We start from the raw sequence: 14356 nt of genomic DNA on the forward strand, positions 1-14356 counted from the left end.
GGCACAGTCCGCCGCCGGGCCCTCGCCCGGGCCCTCAGCGCGTGGTGAGCTGCTCGGCCAGCGCGCGCAGCGCCAGCTCGTAGGAGCCGAGGCCGAAGCCGGCGATGGTGCCGGAGGCGACCGCGGCGATCACGGAGTTGTGCCGGAAGGTCTCCCGGGCGTACGGGTTGGAGATGTGCACCTCGATCAGCGGCGCGGTGCGCTGGGCGGCGGCGTCCCGCATCGCGTACGAGTAGTGGGTGAACGCACCGGGGTTGATCACCACCGGCACCTTCCCGTCGGCCGCCTCGTGCAGCCACTCCACCATCCGCTGCTCGGAGTTGGTCTCGTGGACCTCGACCTCGAAGCCCAACTCCGCGCCCAGCGCGGTGCAGCGCTCGACCAGTCCGGTGTACGAGGTGGCGCCGTAGACGTCCGGCTCGCGGCTGCCCAGCCGGCCCAGGTTGGGGCCGTTGAGCACCATCACCCTGGTCACGCCGAGACCTCCGCGTACGCGGCGACCAGCAGCGACGGGTCCGGGCCCTCCAGGACCGAGGTCTTGCCCGGGCCGTCCAGCACGATGAAGCGCAGCAGGTCGCCGCGCGACTTCTTGTCGATCTTCATCGCGTCCAGCAGCTTCGGCCAGGCGTCCGCCCGGTAGCTCAGCGGCAGGCCGACCGAGGCCAGCACGGTGCGGTGCCGGTCGGCCGTCGCGTCGTCCAACCGCCCGGCCAGGCGGCCGAGTTCGGCGGCGAACAGCATGCCGATGGAGATCGCGGCACCGTGCCGCCACTTGTACCGCTCGTTGCGCTCGATGGCGTGGCCGAGGGTGTGGCCGTAGTTGAGGATCTCGCGCTGCCCGGATTCCTTGAGGTCCCCGGAGACGACGTCGGCCTTGACCTGGATGGCCCGGCGGATCAGCTCGACGGTGTTCGGGCCGGACGGTGTCTTGGCGCCCTCCGGGTCGGCCTCGATCAGGTCGAGGATCGCCGGGTCGGCGATGAAGCCGCACTTGATGACCTCGGCCAGGCCGGAGACGTAGTCGTGCTTGGGCACGGTCTCCAGGGTGCCGAGGTCGGCCAGCACACCCACCGGCGGGTGGAAGGCGCCGACCATGTTCTTGCCCTCGGCGATGTTGATGCCGGTCTTGCCGCCGACCGCCGCGTCGACCATGCCGAGCAGCGTGGTGGGCAGGGAGACCCAGCGCACTCCGCGCAGCCAGGTGGCGGCGACGAAACCGGCCAGGTCGGTGGTGGCGCCGCCGCCGAGGCCGACGATGACGTCGCTGCGGGTGAAGCCGGTCTGTCCGAGCACCGACCAGCAGTAGGCGGCGACCTCGGCGCTCTTGGCCTCCTCGGCGTTGGGCACCTGGAGCGCGATGGCCTCGTAGCCCTCGCCGACCAGGTCCTCGCGGATCGCGTCGGCGGTGGCGGACAGCGCCTCCGGGTGGATGATCGCGACCCGCTTGGCCCGGGCGCCGATCAGCGGCGCCAGCTCGCCGAGCAGCTGGTGCCCGATCAGCACCTCGTACGGGTCGTGGCCGGCGCTGCCGCCGACGTGGATCCTGACGGTGGTGTCAGTCATGGGGGGTCTTCAACTCCAGTGCTTCCAGTACGGCGTCCGCGACCTGCTCGGGGGTGCGGTCGGCGGTGTCGACCACGGCGGTGGCCACCTCCAGGTAGAGGGGGCGGCGGGCCTCCATCAGCTCGCGCCAGCGGGCCCGCGGATTGACGGCCAGCAGCGGTCGCGGGGCGTCCAGGCCGACCCGCTTGACCGCGTCGCCGAGCGGGACCTCCAGGAAGATCACCGGCAGCTCGCGCAGCAGCTCGCGGGTGGCCTCGGCCATCACCGCGCCGCCGCCGAGTGCCAGCACTCCGCCGTGTCCCTCGGCGGCCGCGCGCACCGCGCGGGCCTCCAGTTCGCGGAAGTGCGGCTCGCCCTCGTCGATGAAGATCTCCGGGATCGGCTTGCCGGCCGTCGCCTCGATGTCGGCGTCGGTGTCCCGGAAGCCGACGCCCAGGCGCTCGGCCAGGGCCCGCCCGACAGTGGACTTGCCACTGCCGGGCGGGCCGACCAGCACCACGACGGGGCTCGTCATCGGATGATGAGGTTGTCGAGGTAGCCCTGCACGTTGCGACGGGTCTCGGAGACGTTGTCGCCGCCGAACTTCTCGCTCACCGCGTCGGCCAGCACCAGCGCGACCATCGCCTCGGCGACGATGCCGGCGGCCGGCACCGCGCAGACGTCCGAGCGCTGGTGGTGCGCCTTGGCCGGCTCGCCGGTGCGCACGTCCAGGGTCTGCAGGGCCCGCGGCACGGTGGCGATCGGCTTCATCGCGGCGCGCACCCGCAGCACCTCGCCGGTGGTCAGGCCGCCCTCGGTGCCGCCGGAGCGGCCGGAGGTGCGCTTGACGCCCTCGGGGGTCGGCACGATCTCGTCGTGCGCCTTGGAGCCGGGCACCCGGGCCAGCTCGAAGCCGTCACCGACCTCGACGCCCTTGATCGCCTGGATGCCCATCAGCGCGGCGGCCAGCCGCGCGTCCAGCCGGCGGTCCCAGTGCACGTGCGAGCCGAGGCCCACCGGCACCCCGTACGCCAGCACCTCGACCACGCCGCCGAGGGTGTCACCGTCCTTGTGGGCCTGGTCGATCTCGGCGACCATCGCCTTCGAGGCGTCGGCGTCCAGGCAGCGCACCGGGTCCTCGTCCAGCCGGGCCTCGTCCGAGGGCAGCGGCAGCACGCCGGCGGGCGCCTTGGCGGCGGCCAGCTCGACCACGTGGCTGACGATCTCGATCCCGGCCACCTCACGGAGGTACGCGCGGGCGACGGCTCCGAGCGCGACCCGGGCGGCCGTCTCGCGGGCGCTGGCGCGCTCCAGGATCGGCCGGGCCTCGTCGATCGAGTACTTCTGCATGCCGGCCAGGTCGGCGTGGCCGGGCCGGGGGCGGGTGAGCGCCTCGTTGCGGCCCAGGCCCGCCAGCACCTCGGGGTCGACCGGATCGGCCGACATGACCTGCTCCCACTTCGGCCACTCGGTGTTGCCGACCATGATCGCGACCGGGCTGCCCATGGTGAGGCCGTGCCGGACGCCGCCGAGGAACGTCACCTCGTCCTGCTCGAACTTCATCCGCGCACCGCGGCCGTAGCCGAGCCGGCGGCGCGCCAGCGCGTCGGCCACCACGTCGGTGGTGACCGGTACACCGGCGGGCAGGCCTTCCAGCGTCGCGACGAGTGCGGGGCCGTGCGACTCCCCCGCCGTCAGCCAGCGCAACGTACCCAACGGAGCTCCTTCATCAGCGGACCGGGCCTCGGCACCGCCGGGGCCCGCCCGGGCGTGCCTTCTGTCCGAATCCTTTCATGCCCCGGCCGCCCCTGGGGGCGCAGTCCGCGTAACGGACGGCTACGGGCCACGATCCGGCCCGACTCTGTCAGGAAGGAGGCCCCGCCCCCGGGCCCCGGCTAGCCCCCGGCGAGCGCCTTCTCCCCCGCCTCGCGCATCGCCGCCAGCGGCCCGGGCGTCCGCCCGGTGAAGGCCTCGCTCTGCAGCACCGCCTGGTGCACCAGCAGGTCCAGCCCGCCCAGGACGGTCGCTCCGCGCCCGGCACAGGCGGCGGCGAGCGCCGTCGGCCAGGGGTGGTACAGCACGTCGAACAGCGCGCCCGGCTCGGCGGGCAGCGCGTCGGCGAAGACGTCGGTCGCGCCGACCGGCGTGGTGGAGACGGTCAGCGGCCGGGCCAGCGCCTCGGCCCCGCGCGCCCAGTCGGCGGTGCGGACGGCCACGCCCAGCCGTTCGCCCAGCTCGGCCATCTCCCGGGCCCGCTCGGCGCTGCGCACGTAGACCGTCACCTCGCCGGTGCAGACCTGGGCGAGCGCGGCCAGTGCCGAGGAGGCGGTGGCCCCGGCGCCCAGCACGGCCGCCTCGGGCACCTCGGTGATCCCGCGCTCGCGCAGCGCGTTGACCAGCCCGGGGACGTCGGTGTTGTCCCCGGTGCGCCGGCCGTCGGCGGTGAACACCACGGTGTTCACCGCGTCCACCGCCCGGGCCGTCGCGCTGACCTCGTCCAGCAGCGGGATGACCGCCCGCTTCAGCGGCATGGTGAGCGACAGCCCGGCCCACTCGGCCTCGTCCAGGCCGGCGACGAACCCGGGCAGCCCGGCCTCGTCCACCTCGAAGCGGTCGTAGCGCCAGCCGTCCAGCCCGAGCGCCGCGAAGGCTGCCCGGTGCAGGTCCGGCGAGAGCGAGTGGGCGATCGGCGAGCCGAGTACGGCCGCCCGGTGCTTGCTGGTCAACGCTGCCCCTCCGAGGACTGCCGGACCGTCGTCCGGCCGTGGCTACTTCTTGGTGGTGCAGTGGCCCCGCGCCTCGTCGAAGCCCTGCCCGGCCGACTGGCAGTACTCCTTGACGTTGGCGTAGTGCTCCTTGCTCGTCTCGGCGAACCGGGTCTCGGTCGGGGACATCGCGATGAAGTACAGCCACTTCCCGTCCGCCGGGTGCAGCACCGCGCTGAGCGCGTCGTCACCGGGGTTGGAGATCGGCCCGGGCGGCAGGCCCTGGTTGATGTAGGTGTTGTACTTGTTGGACGCGTCGTCCATGTCCTTGCGGTCGAGGTCCTTGCGGTTCAGCGAGTACTGGAGCGTGGTGTCCATGCCGAGCCGGTGGTTGATCTCGCCGCCGGCGGCGAGCCGGTTCTGGATGGTCTTGGCCATCTTGGCGAAGTCCGCCGGGTTGTTGCCCTCGCGCTGGAGGATGCTCGCCTCGATGAGCACCTCGTACCCGTTCTTCAGGCCCACCGAGGCGGCCTGGGAGTCCAGGTTGGCGTACTTCTCGGTGGCGTTCTTCACCATCTGCTTGAGCAGGTCCTCGGGCTTCATGCCCTCGGCGATGTTGTAGCGCGTCGGCCAGAGGAAGCCCTCGATGTTGCCGTTCGCGTAGGCCGGCAGGCCGAGGTTCGCGGCCTGGGCCTGGGCGACGCCAGCCGTGGTGCCCTTCTCCAGCTTCAGCTTGCCGTCGATCATGGTGTAGATCTCGGTGGAGTTCTTGCCCTCCGGGACCACGATCGCCGCGCCGCCGGCCTGGGCGAGCAGCTCCTTGAGCGCCTCGGCGGCCGGCATCTCCTTCTTCAGCTCGTAGTAGCCGTACTGGATGGTGCCGCACTTGGGCTCGGCCTTGCAGGCCTCGTTGAACGCGTCGACGCTCTTGACCACGCCGGCGTTCTTCAGCGCCAGGCCGATCTGCCCGCCGACCGCGCCCTTCTTGACCTCGACCTGGACGGAACCGGTGCCCCCACCGGTGAAGTCCGGCGCCGGGCCGAAGTGCTTCTGGTAGAAGTCGTAGCCCCACCAGCCGGCCCCGCCCACGGCGCCGAGCATCACCAGGGACGCCAGCAGGCAGGCGCCGCCGTTGCGGCGGCCCGACTTCTTGCCCTTCTCCTTGCGCTTCTTCTGCGCCTCGCGGGAGTCGTCCCGCTCCCCGAGGAAGCCCGTCTCCTCGGCGTGCTCGTCCGGGTACCCGTCGTCCGGGTGCCGGCCGTCCTGGTGGCCGTCCCACTCGTCCGTCCCGGCCTCGTGCACACCGCCCACCGGGCCGGCGCCGGCCTCCAGTGCGGCGGCCTCGGCCTCCCAGTCGATCCCGTCCGGGCCCGGGCCGGCCGGCGCGGGCGCCGGGGCCGGCTGCTGCCGCGCGGCCTGTTGCTGCGGCTGGGCCTGCTGCTGGGCGTGCTGCGGCTGCTGGACTTGCTGTTGCTGGACCTGCTGCTGGGAGCCGGGGAAGCCCTGCTGCGGATACCCCTGCTGCTGCATCGGCACCTGCTGCTGGGGCTGCTGCTGTCCGTACCCCTGCTGCGCCTGCTGCGGGTACCCCTGCTGGGGATAGCCCCGCTGCTGCTGGAACCCCTGCTGACCGCCCGGGTAGCCCTGCTGCTGCATCATCTGCTGCTGGGGCTGCTGCTGCGGGTAGCCCTGCTGCGCCATCATCTGCTGCTGTTGCTGCGCGTACCCCTGCTGCACGTCCCCGTACGGCTGCTGGCCCTGCTGGCCCTGCTGCGGGTACTGCTGCTGCTGCCACTGGCCGTCCTGCTGGCCGGGGACCGGCTGCCGGCCGTCGTGCCCGGGATCACCGGGGTGCCACGGCTCGCCCTGGGGGCCGTAGCCCCCACCCAGATCGGTCATCGATCCCCTTAACCGACGGTGACGACCGGAGGATCGAACCGGCCGTCCGGGACGGCGTCGTCCCGGCTGATTCTCGAACCGGCGTGCTAGCGCAGCGCCTGGAGGGAGACGTTACCGTACCGCAGCCTTACCCCCGGCCGGGCGGACGCACGGTCCGTGAGCAAGCTCACCGGGGGCGCACACCACCGTCAGGGGGTCGCCGCACCGGGGCCGGCCCCTCCCGCCGCCGGGTCCGAGGCCGCCGGGGAGGCCGGGCCGGAGGAGCCGGGGGCGCCGGGTTTGGCCGCCGCCCGGTTGGCGTTGAACTCCGCCACGTTGCGCTGCTGCACGTCGAAGCTGTCGGTGAACCGGGTGTCCCCCGGCTTGACGGTGACGAAGTAGAGCCAGTCCCCCGGTGTCGGGTCCAGCGCCGCCATGATCGCCTGCCGCCCCGGGTTGGAGATCGGGGTCGGCGGCAGCCCGGGGTGCACGTAGGTGTTGTACGGGGAGTCCAGCCGGGTGTCGGTCACCGAGGTGTTCAGGGTCGACCGGCCGAGCGCGTAGTTGATGGTGGAGTCGAGCTGCAGGGGCATCCCCTTGGCCAGCCGGTTGTAGATCACCCGGGCCACCTTGCCCATGTCCTCGGTGTTGTCGGCCTCGCCCTGGACCATGCTGGCCACGGTGATCAGCCCGTAGACGCTCTGCCCGAGGTTCGGCGCGACCACGCCGGCGTCGTCCCGGCTGAACTCCTTGCCCGCCCGGTCCACCATCTGTTTCAGCAGGTCGAGGGCGGTGGTGCCGTCGGTGACGCTGTACTTCGCCGGGAACAGGTAGCCCTCCGGGCTGCCGTTGGCGAAGTCGGGCAGGCCCAGCTCGGCGCCCTGGTCCTGGGCGATCTTCTGGGTGGTGCCCGCGGGCAGGTTCAGCTTCTTGTCGATGGCCGCGTAGATCTGGTATCCACGCCAGCCCTCGGGGATGGTCAGGCCGTTGGCGTTGGCCGGGTCGATCAGGATCGCCAGCGCCGCCGCGGCCGACATCCGCTGCCTGAGCGTGTACGTCCCGGGCTGGATCCGCCCGGCCGCCGCCGCGCTGCCCTTCGCGGCCCGGGTGAAGGCGAGCGAGCTGGCCACCACCCCGTTGCGGACCAGCGCGGACGCGATCTGGGACAGCCCCGCGCCCTCCGGCACCGAGACCTGGACGCTGCCGGTGCCCTGCCCCGCGAAGTCGGCCGCGGCCGGGGGCCTGCGCTGCGCCTGGAACCAGCTGTACCCGGTCAACCCGATCCCGCCGAACACCGCGACCAGTGCGAACGCGGTGAGCCCGCAGGCCAGTCCGTTACGCCGTCGGTGCGGATCCGGCGCATCGAAGCGCGGGCGGGGCGCGCCCGGCGGACGGCCCTCCGGTTCCAGCACCGGCGCGCCCAGGTGTCCCGGCGTGAGCCCCGGGTGGAAGTCCTGGTCGGTCATGGCTCGCGTCCCCTCGGCGATCCCAGGCCGATCCGGATCGACACAGAACGATCGGAATCGGACACGGAAACCAACGAAAGAGGGGTCCGTGCGAACGCGTCCGCACGGACCCCTCATCGGGACGTTAAACCAGACCGGTCAGCCGGCCGCCTCGACGCTCTCACCGGGCGGGCGTCCGCTCACCCGTTCGGACTCAAGGGCGGTCTGGAGGATCACCACCGCGGCGGCCTGGTCGACCACCGAGCGGCCCTTCTTCGCCTTGACCCCCGAGGCGCGCAGCCCGTGGGTCGCGGTGACGGTCGTCATCCGCTCGTCCACCAGCCGCACCGGCACCGGGTAGAGCCGGTTGGCCAGCCGCGCCGCGTACGCCCGGACCTTCTCCGCCGCCGGGCCCTCCTTGCCGCTGAGCGAGCGCGGCAGCCCGACGATCACCTCCATCGCGTCGTACTCGTCGACGATGGCGGCGATCCTGGCCTGCGACTTCACCCCGGCCGGGACGGTCTCCACGGGTGTGGCGAGCACCCCGTCGGGGTCGCAGGACGCGACCCCGATCCGGGCGTCCCCGACGTCGACGGCGATCCGCCGCCCACGCCGGAAGGGCCTCTCCTCGAACTCCATCAGCTGGCGCGCTCCGCGACCAGGCCGCGCACCGCGGCGATGGCCTCGCCGACCGCGGCCGGGTTGGAGCCGCCGCCCTGGGCGACGTCGTCCTTGCCGCCACCGCCGCCACCGAGGGTCTTGGCGGCGGTCCGGACCAGCTCGCCGGCCTTGATGCCACGGCCGCGGGCGTCCTCGTTGGTGGCGATCACGGTCAGCGGGCGGTCGTTCGCCACGGTGAACGCGGCGACCACGGCCGGGCGCGAGCCGAGGCGGCCGCGCACGTCCAGGACCAGCTTGCGCAGCTCGTCCGCGCCCACGCCGTCGGCGACCTGCGCGGCGACCACGGCGATGCCGTGCACGTCCTCGGCCGAGTCGGCCAGGCCCGCCGCGGCGGCCAGCACCTTCTCGGCGCGGAAGCGCTCGATCTCCTTCTCGGCGTCCTTGAGCTTGGCGAGCATGCCCGAGATCTTCTCCGGCAGCTCCTCCGGGCGGCCCTTGACCAGCTCGGTGAGCTGGGAGACCACCGTGTGCTCACGGGCCAGGAACCGGTAGGCGTCGGAGCCGACCAGCGCCTCGACCCGGCGCACGCCGGAGCCGATCGAGGACTCGCCGAGCAGCTTCACCAGGCCCAGCTGGGCGGTGTTGCCGACGTGGGTGCCACCGCACAGCTCCTTGGAGAAGTCACCGATGGTGACGACCCGGACCTCGTCGCCGTACTTCTCGCCGAACATCGCGATGGCGCCGGCCTTGCGGGCCTGGTCCATCGTCATGACCTCGGCGGTGACCTCCAGCTCACGGGTCAGCACGTCGTTGATCTTCTGCTCGACGTCGACCAGCACGCTGCCCGGAACGGCGGCGGGCGAGCCGAAGTCGAAGCGGAAGCGGCCGGGGGCGTTCTCCGAACCGGCCTGGGCGGCCGTCGGGCCGAGCGCGTCGCGCAGCGCCTGGTGGGTCAGGTGGGTGGCCGAGTGGGCGCGGGCGATCGCCCGGCGGCGCTCGGTGTCGATCGTGGCGTACGCCGAGGCGCCCAGCACGACCTCACCGAACAGCACCCCGCCGGAGTGCACGATGACGCCCGGGACGGGCTGCTGCACGTCGCGGATCTCCACCACCGCGCCCGACTCCAGCCGGATCCGGCCCTGGTCGGCGAGCTGACCGCCGCCCTCGGCGTAGAACGGGGTGCGGTCGAGGATGATCTCGACCTCGTCGCCCTCGGAGGCGGCCGGCGACGGCACGCCGTCCACCAGCAGGCCGACCACGGTGGCCTCGCCCTCGGTCAGGCTGTAGCCGGTGAAGACGCTGGCACCGGACTTGTCCGCGACCTCGCGGTACGCGGCGACGTCGGCGTGGCCCATCTTCTTGGCCTTGGCGTCCGCCTTGGCCCGGTTCCGCTGCTCCTGCATCAGGCGGCGGAAGCCGGCCTCGTCGACCTGGAGGCCCTGCTCCTCGGCCATCTCCAGGGTGAGGTCGATCGGGAAGCCGTAGGTGTCGTGCAGCTTGAACGCCTGCTCGCCGGAGAGCACCACGCCGCCCGACTGCTTGGTCTCGGTGACCGCGACGTCCAGCAGGTTGGTGCCGGCCTTCAGGGTCTGGAGGAAGGCCGCCTCCTCGCCGACGACGACCGTCTCGACGCGCTTGCGGTCGCTCTCCAGCTCGGGGTACTGCGGGGCCATCGCCTTGATCGCGACGTCGATGAGCTCCTTGGCCACCGGCCCGGTGGCGCCCAGCAGCCGCATGTTGCGGATGGCGCGGCGCAGGATGCGGCGCAGCACGTAGCCGCGGCCCTCGTTGCCCGGGGTGACGCCGTCGCCGACCAGCATCAGCGCGGTGCGGATGTGGTCGGTGACCACGCGCAGCGAGACGTCCGCCTTGTGGTCGGCACCGTAGGTGTGACCGGTCAGCTCGGCGGCGCGGTCGAGGATCATCCGGCTGGTGTCGATCTCGAAGAGGTTGTCGACGTCCTGGAGGATGGCCGCCAGGCGCTCCAGGCCGAGGCCGGTGTCGATGTTCCGGCTCGGCAGGTCGCCGAGGATCTCGAAGCCGTCCTTCCCGTCGCCGTGGCCGCGCTCGTACTGCATGAAGACCAGGTTCCAGATCTCCAGGTAGCGCTCGCCGTTGACGGCCGGGCCGCCCTCCTCGCCGTACGCGGGGCCGCGGTCGTAGTTGATCTCCGAGCACGGGCCGCACGGGCCGGGGACGCCCATCGACCAGAAGTTGTCCTTCATGCCCAGGCGCTGGATGCGCTCCGAGGGCACGCCGATGACGTCACGCCAGATCTGCTCGGCCTCGTCGTCGTCCTTGTAGACGGTGATCCAGAGCTTCTCCTTCTCCAGGCCGTAGCCACCGTCCGCGACGGGAGTGGTGAGCAGCTCCCAGGCGAACTTGATGGCTCCTTCCTTGAAGTAGTCACCGAAGGAGAAGTTGCCGCACATCTGGAAGAAGGAGCCGTGCCGGGTGGTCTTCCCGACCTCCTCGATGTCCAGGGTGCGCACGCACTTCTGGACGCTGGTGGCGCGCGAGAACTGCGGCTTGACCTCGCCCAGGAAGTAGGGCTTGAACGGCACCATGCCGGCGTTGACGAGCAGCAGGGTGGGGTCGTCGGCGACCAGGGACGCCGACGGAACGACGGTGTGGCCGCGCTCCTCGAAGAAGCGCAGCCAGCGGCGGCGGATCTCAGCCGACTCCATTAGTGGTCCTTCCGGTTCGGGGTGCCGCCCCGTCGCGGCAGGGCGCGGCGGGGCGTTTCTTCAGTGGTCTGGGGGGTGGTGCGGGCGCCGGCGGGCAGAGCGCGGGCGCGGGACGGGGGCAGGGCGGCGGCCGGGCTACCGGGCGCCGCCGAGATAGCTCGGTACTGCGGCTCGCCGCGCAGGACTCGGCGGTCGGCCCGCGGCTCCACCACGGCGGTGCCGCGCAGTCCGAGGTCGTCCTTCAGCTGCTCCTCGCGCTCGGCCATGCCGGCCCTCACGTCCTGGGCGAACTGCTTGGCCAGGTCGCCCAGTTGCAGCGCGCCGCGTGCGGCGGTGCCGGAGAGGCTGTCCGGGGTGAGCCGGTGCACGGCCTCGTTGGCCTTGTTCATGGCCCAGACGGTGGCGCCGGCGCCGACCGCCATCCAGAAGATGCGTCGCACCATGCCGTCAGCCCCTCACCGCGCGCCGGACCCGGGAGAGCAGACCGCCGCGGGGGGCGGTCGCGGCACGCACCTCGGCCCGGATCAGCCGGGCCAGCTCCTCGCGCTCGCCCGCCTGGGCTGGCACCGGCGGCAGGGTTCCCTGCTGCCGGGCGACGGCCTTGCGCACGCCGTAGCTGAAGGCCGCGACCTTCACCAGCGGTCCGCCCAGGGTGGCGGCCACGGTGGAGGAGAGCGCGTTGGCGTTGGCGGCGGCGTCCTGCACGTTGGCGGTGATCTCGTCCACCCGCTCCAGCTGCTCGTTGGCGCTGCGCACCGCGGCGCCCGCGTCGGTCAGCAGCGGGACGGCCTGCTCGGTGACGGCGGAGACCAGGACTGCGGCCTCCTTCAGCACCCGCGAGAGGCGGACCAGCACCACGGCGAGCAGGGTGACCAGGACCGCCCAGAACACGGCGACGAGCAATCCGGCCAGCTCTCCCACGGACACCTTTGCGCGCTCCCTCGCCTTGCAGTTCTTCAGGGGAACCCTATCGCGCCGACGCCCGGTTTCCGGACCGGGTTCTCTCCCGGGCTACCGGCCGGTCACTCCGGGGCGATGCCCGGGGCAGCCCGGGCGGGCGCCTCCGCCGGGCCGGAATAGATGAAACTTGCCGATTGCTTGAGGAGGCAAGTAACCACCCGGAAGGAGCACCATGGCCGTCCACAACACCGCCGACGAGTACCGCATGGCGAAGTTCTACTTCGATTCCAAGGCGTACACCGACGCGGCCCGCATGCTCGAAGGTGTGCTGGCCGAGGAGCCGGCCAACCTCTCCGTCCGGCTGCTGCTGGCCCGCAGCTACTACCACTCCGCCCAGCTCGGGCGCGCCGAGGGCGAGCTGCTGCGGATCCTGGAGGCCGACCCGGCCGAGGACTACGCCCGGCTGATGCTCGGCCGCACCCTGGAGCGCCAGGGCCGCGCCGAGGAGGCCCGGCCGCACCTGCGGCTGGCCGCCGCGATGACCGGCGAGGACATCTGACGGCACCAGCGCAAAAGGGGCGAGCCCCCGTCGCCTCGAAAGGCGGCGGGGGCTCGCTGGTGGTTCGCGAAGAGCGAAGCCGGGTCAGCGCGAGTAGTACTCGACGACCAGCTGCTCGTCACAGATCACCGGGACCTCCTTGCGCTGCGGCGCACGGTCCAGGCGGAAGGCCAGGGCCTTCAGGTTGACCTCGAGGTACTTCGGGGTCTGGCCCTCACCCGCGTAGCCACCCTCACGGGCGACCTGGAAGGGGACCTTCTCCTTGGAGCGCTCGCGGACGGTCACCACGAAGCCCGGCTTCATCTGGAACGACGGCTTGTTGACCTTGCCACCGTTGACCTCGATGTGGCCGTGGACGACCATCTGGCGGGCCTGGTAGATGGTGCGGGCGATGCCCGAACGCAGCACCAGCGAGTCCAGACGGGTCTCCAGCTCGGCGACGAGCGCCTCACCGGTCTTGCCCTCGGCCTTCTTCGCGCGGTCGAACGCGCGCGACAGCTGCTTCTCGCTCAGGTCGTACTGGGCGCGAAGACGCTGCTTCTCGAGCAGACGGACCTTGTAGTCCGAGTTCTGCTTGCGGCCACGGCCGTGCTGGCCGGGCGGGTACGGGCGGGCCTCGAAGTACTTGACGGACTTCGGGGTCAGCGGCACGCCAAGGGCACGCGCGATCTTGACCTTGGGACGCTTCTGGTTCGCCATGAACCAAACCTTCCTTGCTTACGAATACGGCTTCACCAGGTGTTGACGGAGGTCGCATGTCGCGACCCGGAGAAAACCCCGCCGCCTGCGCGATGGGATCAGCCGCTCTCCGGAGCCGGGCACGGAAGTGCTGGTCACACGGACCGGCCCAGTCGCCTGGGCCGTCCGCGACACCGAAAACGGTGCGCGACGCTCCTGGTGCGGGCCTCCCGGAGGAGGCCTACCGCCGATGTCCCGCTGGTGCGGCCGGTCGGTGGGGTCTCCCCCGCCGCCGTCCCGGGACATGGCACTCCGACCGAGTATACCGGTGGATCACTCGCCCTTTTCCCCGGGCTGCTCCTCGGCCTTCGTCTCCGGCTTCGCGGCCGGCTTCCTCTCGGCCCTCTTCACCTGGCGCTCCCCCCGCAGCCGCCCGCGCGTCCACTCCACCACGTCCGCGTAGCGGGCCTCGCCGCCGCGCCTCGTCGGCTGGTAGTACTCCTTGCCGTGCACCGCGTCCGGCGCGTACTGCTGGGCGGCGATGCCCTCCGGCAGGTCGTGCGGGTACCGGTAGCCCTTGCCGTGGCCGAGCTTGCCCGCCCCGCCGTAGTGGGCGTCCCGCAGGTGGGACGGGACGGCGCCCGCCAGCCCCTGCCGGACGTCGGCCAGCGCCGCGTCGATCGCCAGGTACGCGGCGTTGGACTTGGGCGCCAGGGCCAGCGCGATGGCCGCCTGGGAGAGGATGATCCGGGCCTCCGGGAAGCCGATCAGGGCCACCGCCTGGGCCGCCGCCACCGCCGTCTGCAGGGCCGTCGGATCCGCCAGGCCGACGTCCTCGCTGGCCGAGATCATCAGCCGGCGGGCGATGAACCGCGGGTCCTCCCCCGCCTCGATCATCCGGGCCAGGTAGTGCAGGGTGGCGTCCACGTCGCTGCCGCGGATCGACTTGATCAGCGCGCTCGCCACGTCGTAGTGCTGGTCGCCGTCCTTGTCGTAGCGCACCGCCGCCTGGTTGACCGCCGTCTCGGTGGTGGCCAGCGTGATGCTCGCCTCCCCCTTCTCCAGCGCCGCCCCGGCCGCCGCCTCCAGCGTGGTGAGCGCCCGCCGGGCGTCCCCGCCCGCCAGCCGCACCAGGTGGTCCTCGGCCTCCGCGGTCAGCTCCAGCGCACCCTCCAGGCCGCGCTCGTCGGCCACCGCGCGGCGCAGCAGCGCCCGGATGTCCTCGTCGGTCAGCGACTCCAGGGTGAGCAGCAGCGAGCGGGACAGCAGCGGGGAGATCACCGAGAAGTACGGGTTCTCGGTGGTCGCCGCGATCAGGGTGACCCAGCGGTTCTCCACCGC

General features: G+C 72.4%; 15 protein-coding genes. 2 read left to right on the top strand and 13 right to left on the bottom strand.

Going from position 1 to position 14356, the window contains the following annotated elements:
• Positions 1-34 precede the first annotated feature (34 nt).
• The 6 genes from aroQ to mltG (ACFRMQ_RS25890) all read right to left on the bottom strand — a co-directional run bounded on the left by aroQ (position 35) and on the right by mltG (ACFRMQ_RS25890) (position 5777).
• A complete protein-coding gene (aroQ, locus tag ACFRMQ_RS25865) occupies positions 35-463 on the bottom strand; it encodes a type II 3-dehydroquinate dehydratase (protein ID WP_380733034.1) in 429 nt (142 codons plus the stop codon).
• 8 nt (positions 464-471) lie between these two features.
• A complete protein-coding gene (gene aroB / locus ACFRMQ_RS25870; protein ID WP_380733018.1) occupies positions 472-1563 on the bottom strand; it encodes a 3-dehydroquinate synthase in 1092 nt (363 codons plus the stop codon).
• Complete coding sequence (locus ACFRMQ_RS25875; RefSeq protein ID WP_380733019.1) at positions 1556-2077, bottom strand: shikimate kinase; 522 nt, start codon at positions 2075-2077, stop codon at positions 1556-1558. The genes aroB and ACFRMQ_RS25875 overlap by 8 nt, the downstream gene beginning before the upstream one ends.
• The gene (aroC, locus tag ACFRMQ_RS25880) at positions 2074-3258 is read right to left on the bottom strand and encodes a chorismate synthase (protein WP_380733020.1); all 1185 of its coding nucleotides are present in this window, start codon (positions 3256-3258) and stop codon (positions 2074-2076) included. Before aroC ends, ACFRMQ_RS25875 begins: the two co-directional genes overlap by 4 nt.
• 179 nt (positions 3259-3437) lie before the next feature.
• On the bottom strand, positions 3438-4268 hold the full coding sequence (locus tag ACFRMQ_RS25885) for a shikimate dehydrogenase (protein ID WP_380733021.1): 831 nt from the start codon (positions 4266-4268) through the stop codon (positions 3438-3440).
• Between the two features lie 42 nt (positions 4269-4310).
• Positions 4311-5777: an endolytic transglycosylase MltG gene (mltG, locus tag ACFRMQ_RS25890; protein WP_380733022.1), complete on the bottom strand. Its 1467-nt coding sequence runs from the start codon at positions 5775-5777 to the stop codon at positions 4311-4313.
• Here mltG (ACFRMQ_RS25890) and ACFRMQ_RS25895 point away from each other — a divergent pair.
• Positions 5718-6158 (top strand): hypothetical protein, encoded by a 441-nt coding sequence (locus ACFRMQ_RS25895; RefSeq protein WP_380733023.1) that lies wholly within the window; start codon positions 5718-5720, stop codon positions 6156-6158. The genes mltG (ACFRMQ_RS25890) and ACFRMQ_RS25895 overlap by 60 nt on opposite strands.
• 176 nt (positions 6159-6334) lie before the next feature.
• Here the strand turns inward: ACFRMQ_RS25895 and mltG (ACFRMQ_RS25900) are convergent, their stop codons facing one another.
• The 5 genes from mltG (ACFRMQ_RS25900) to ACFRMQ_RS25920 form a co-directional block, all read right to left on the bottom strand.
• On the bottom strand, positions 6335-7591 hold the full coding sequence (gene mltG, locus ACFRMQ_RS25900) for an endolytic transglycosylase MltG (RefSeq protein WP_380733025.1): 1257 nt from the start codon (positions 7589-7591) through the stop codon (positions 6335-6337).
• A 138-nt stretch (positions 7592-7729) separates the two neighbouring features.
• Positions 7730-8209 carry a Holliday junction resolvase RuvX gene (gene ruvX, locus ACFRMQ_RS25905; protein WP_380733026.1) on the bottom strand — a complete coding sequence of 160 codons (480 nt, stop codon included), beginning with the start codon at positions 8207-8209 and terminating at the stop codon, positions 7730-7732.
• Positions 8209-10878, bottom strand: coding sequence for an alanine--tRNA ligase (gene alaS / locus ACFRMQ_RS25910; protein ID WP_380733028.1), 2670 nt, complete (start codon positions 10876-10878; stop codon positions 8209-8211). Before alaS ends, ruvX begins: the two co-directional genes overlap by 1 nt.
• Positions 10878-11321 (bottom strand): DUF6167 family protein, encoded by a 444-nt coding sequence (locus ACFRMQ_RS25915; RefSeq protein ID WP_380733029.1) that lies wholly within the window; start codon positions 11319-11321, stop codon positions 10878-10880. Before ACFRMQ_RS25915 ends, alaS begins: the two co-directional genes overlap by 1 nt.
• A gap of 4 nt (positions 11322-11325) precedes the next feature.
• Positions 11326-11805, bottom strand: a complete 480-nt coding sequence (locus ACFRMQ_RS25920; RefSeq protein WP_380733030.1) for a DUF948 domain-containing protein — start codon at positions 11803-11805, stop codon at positions 11326-11328.
• Between the two features lie 205 nt (positions 11806-12010).
• Between ACFRMQ_RS25920 and ACFRMQ_RS25925 the strand changes: the two genes are divergently transcribed.
• Positions 12011-12337 carry a tetratricopeptide repeat protein gene (locus ACFRMQ_RS25925; protein ID WP_380733031.1) on the top strand — a complete coding sequence of 109 codons (327 nt, stop codon included), beginning with the start codon at positions 12011-12013 and terminating at the stop codon, positions 12335-12337.
• Positions 12338-12421: 84 nt separating this feature from the next.
• Here ACFRMQ_RS25925 and rpsD read toward each other — a convergent pair whose 3' ends face one another.
• Entirely contained in the window at positions 12422-13036 is a 615-nt protein-coding gene (rpsD, locus tag ACFRMQ_RS25930) for a 30S ribosomal protein S4 (RefSeq protein ID WP_196952100.1), read from the bottom strand.
• A 312-nt stretch (positions 13037-13348) separates the two neighbouring features.
• The coding region (locus ACFRMQ_RS25935; RefSeq protein WP_380733033.1) for a replication-associated recombination protein A at positions 13349-14356 on the bottom strand (1008 nt) is incomplete at its 5' end.

It is taken from the genome of Kitasatospora sp. NPDC056783, from assembly GCF_042789895.1.
Classification (GTDB): domain Bacteria; phylum Actinomycetota; class Actinomycetes; order Streptomycetales; family Streptomycetaceae; genus Kitasatospora.

Coding starts and splice junctions, on each gene's coding strand:
- aroQ (WP_380733034.1), bottom strand. CDS start 463: ATGGTGCTCAACGGCCCCAACCTGGGCCGGCTGGGCAGCCGCGAGCCG.
- aroB (WP_380733018.1), bottom strand. CDS start 1,563: ATGACTGACACCACCGTCAGGATCCACGTCGGCGGCAGCGCCGGCCAC.
- ACFRMQ_RS25875 (WP_380733019.1), bottom strand. CDS start 2,077: ATGACGAGCCCCGTCGTGGTGCTGGTCGGCCCGCCCGGCAGTGGCAAG.
- mltG (WP_380733022.1), bottom strand. CDS start 5,777: ATGCAGCAGCAGGGGTATCCGCAGCAGGGCTTCCCCGGCTCCCAGCAG.
- mltG (WP_380733025.1), bottom strand. CDS start 7,591: ATGACCGACCAGGACTTCCACCCGGGGCTCACGCCGGGACACCTGGGC.
- ruvX (WP_380733026.1), bottom strand. CDS start 8,209: ATGGAGTTCGAGGAGAGGCCCTTCCGGCGTGGGCGGCGGATCGCCGTC.
- alaS (WP_380733028.1), bottom strand. CDS start 10,878: ATGGAGTCGGCTGAGATCCGCCGCCGCTGGCTGCGCTTCTTCGAGGAG.
- ACFRMQ_RS25915 (WP_380733029.1), bottom strand. CDS start 11,321: ATGGTGCGACGCATCTTCTGGATGGCGGTCGGCGCCGGCGCCACCGTC.
- ACFRMQ_RS25925 (WP_380733031.1), top strand. CDS start 12,011: ATGGCCGTCCACAACACCGCCGACGAGTACCGCATGGCGAAGTTCTAC.
- rpsD (WP_196952100.1), bottom strand. CDS start 13,036: ATGGCGAACCAGAAGCGTCCCAAGGTCAAGATCGCGCGTGCCCTTGGC.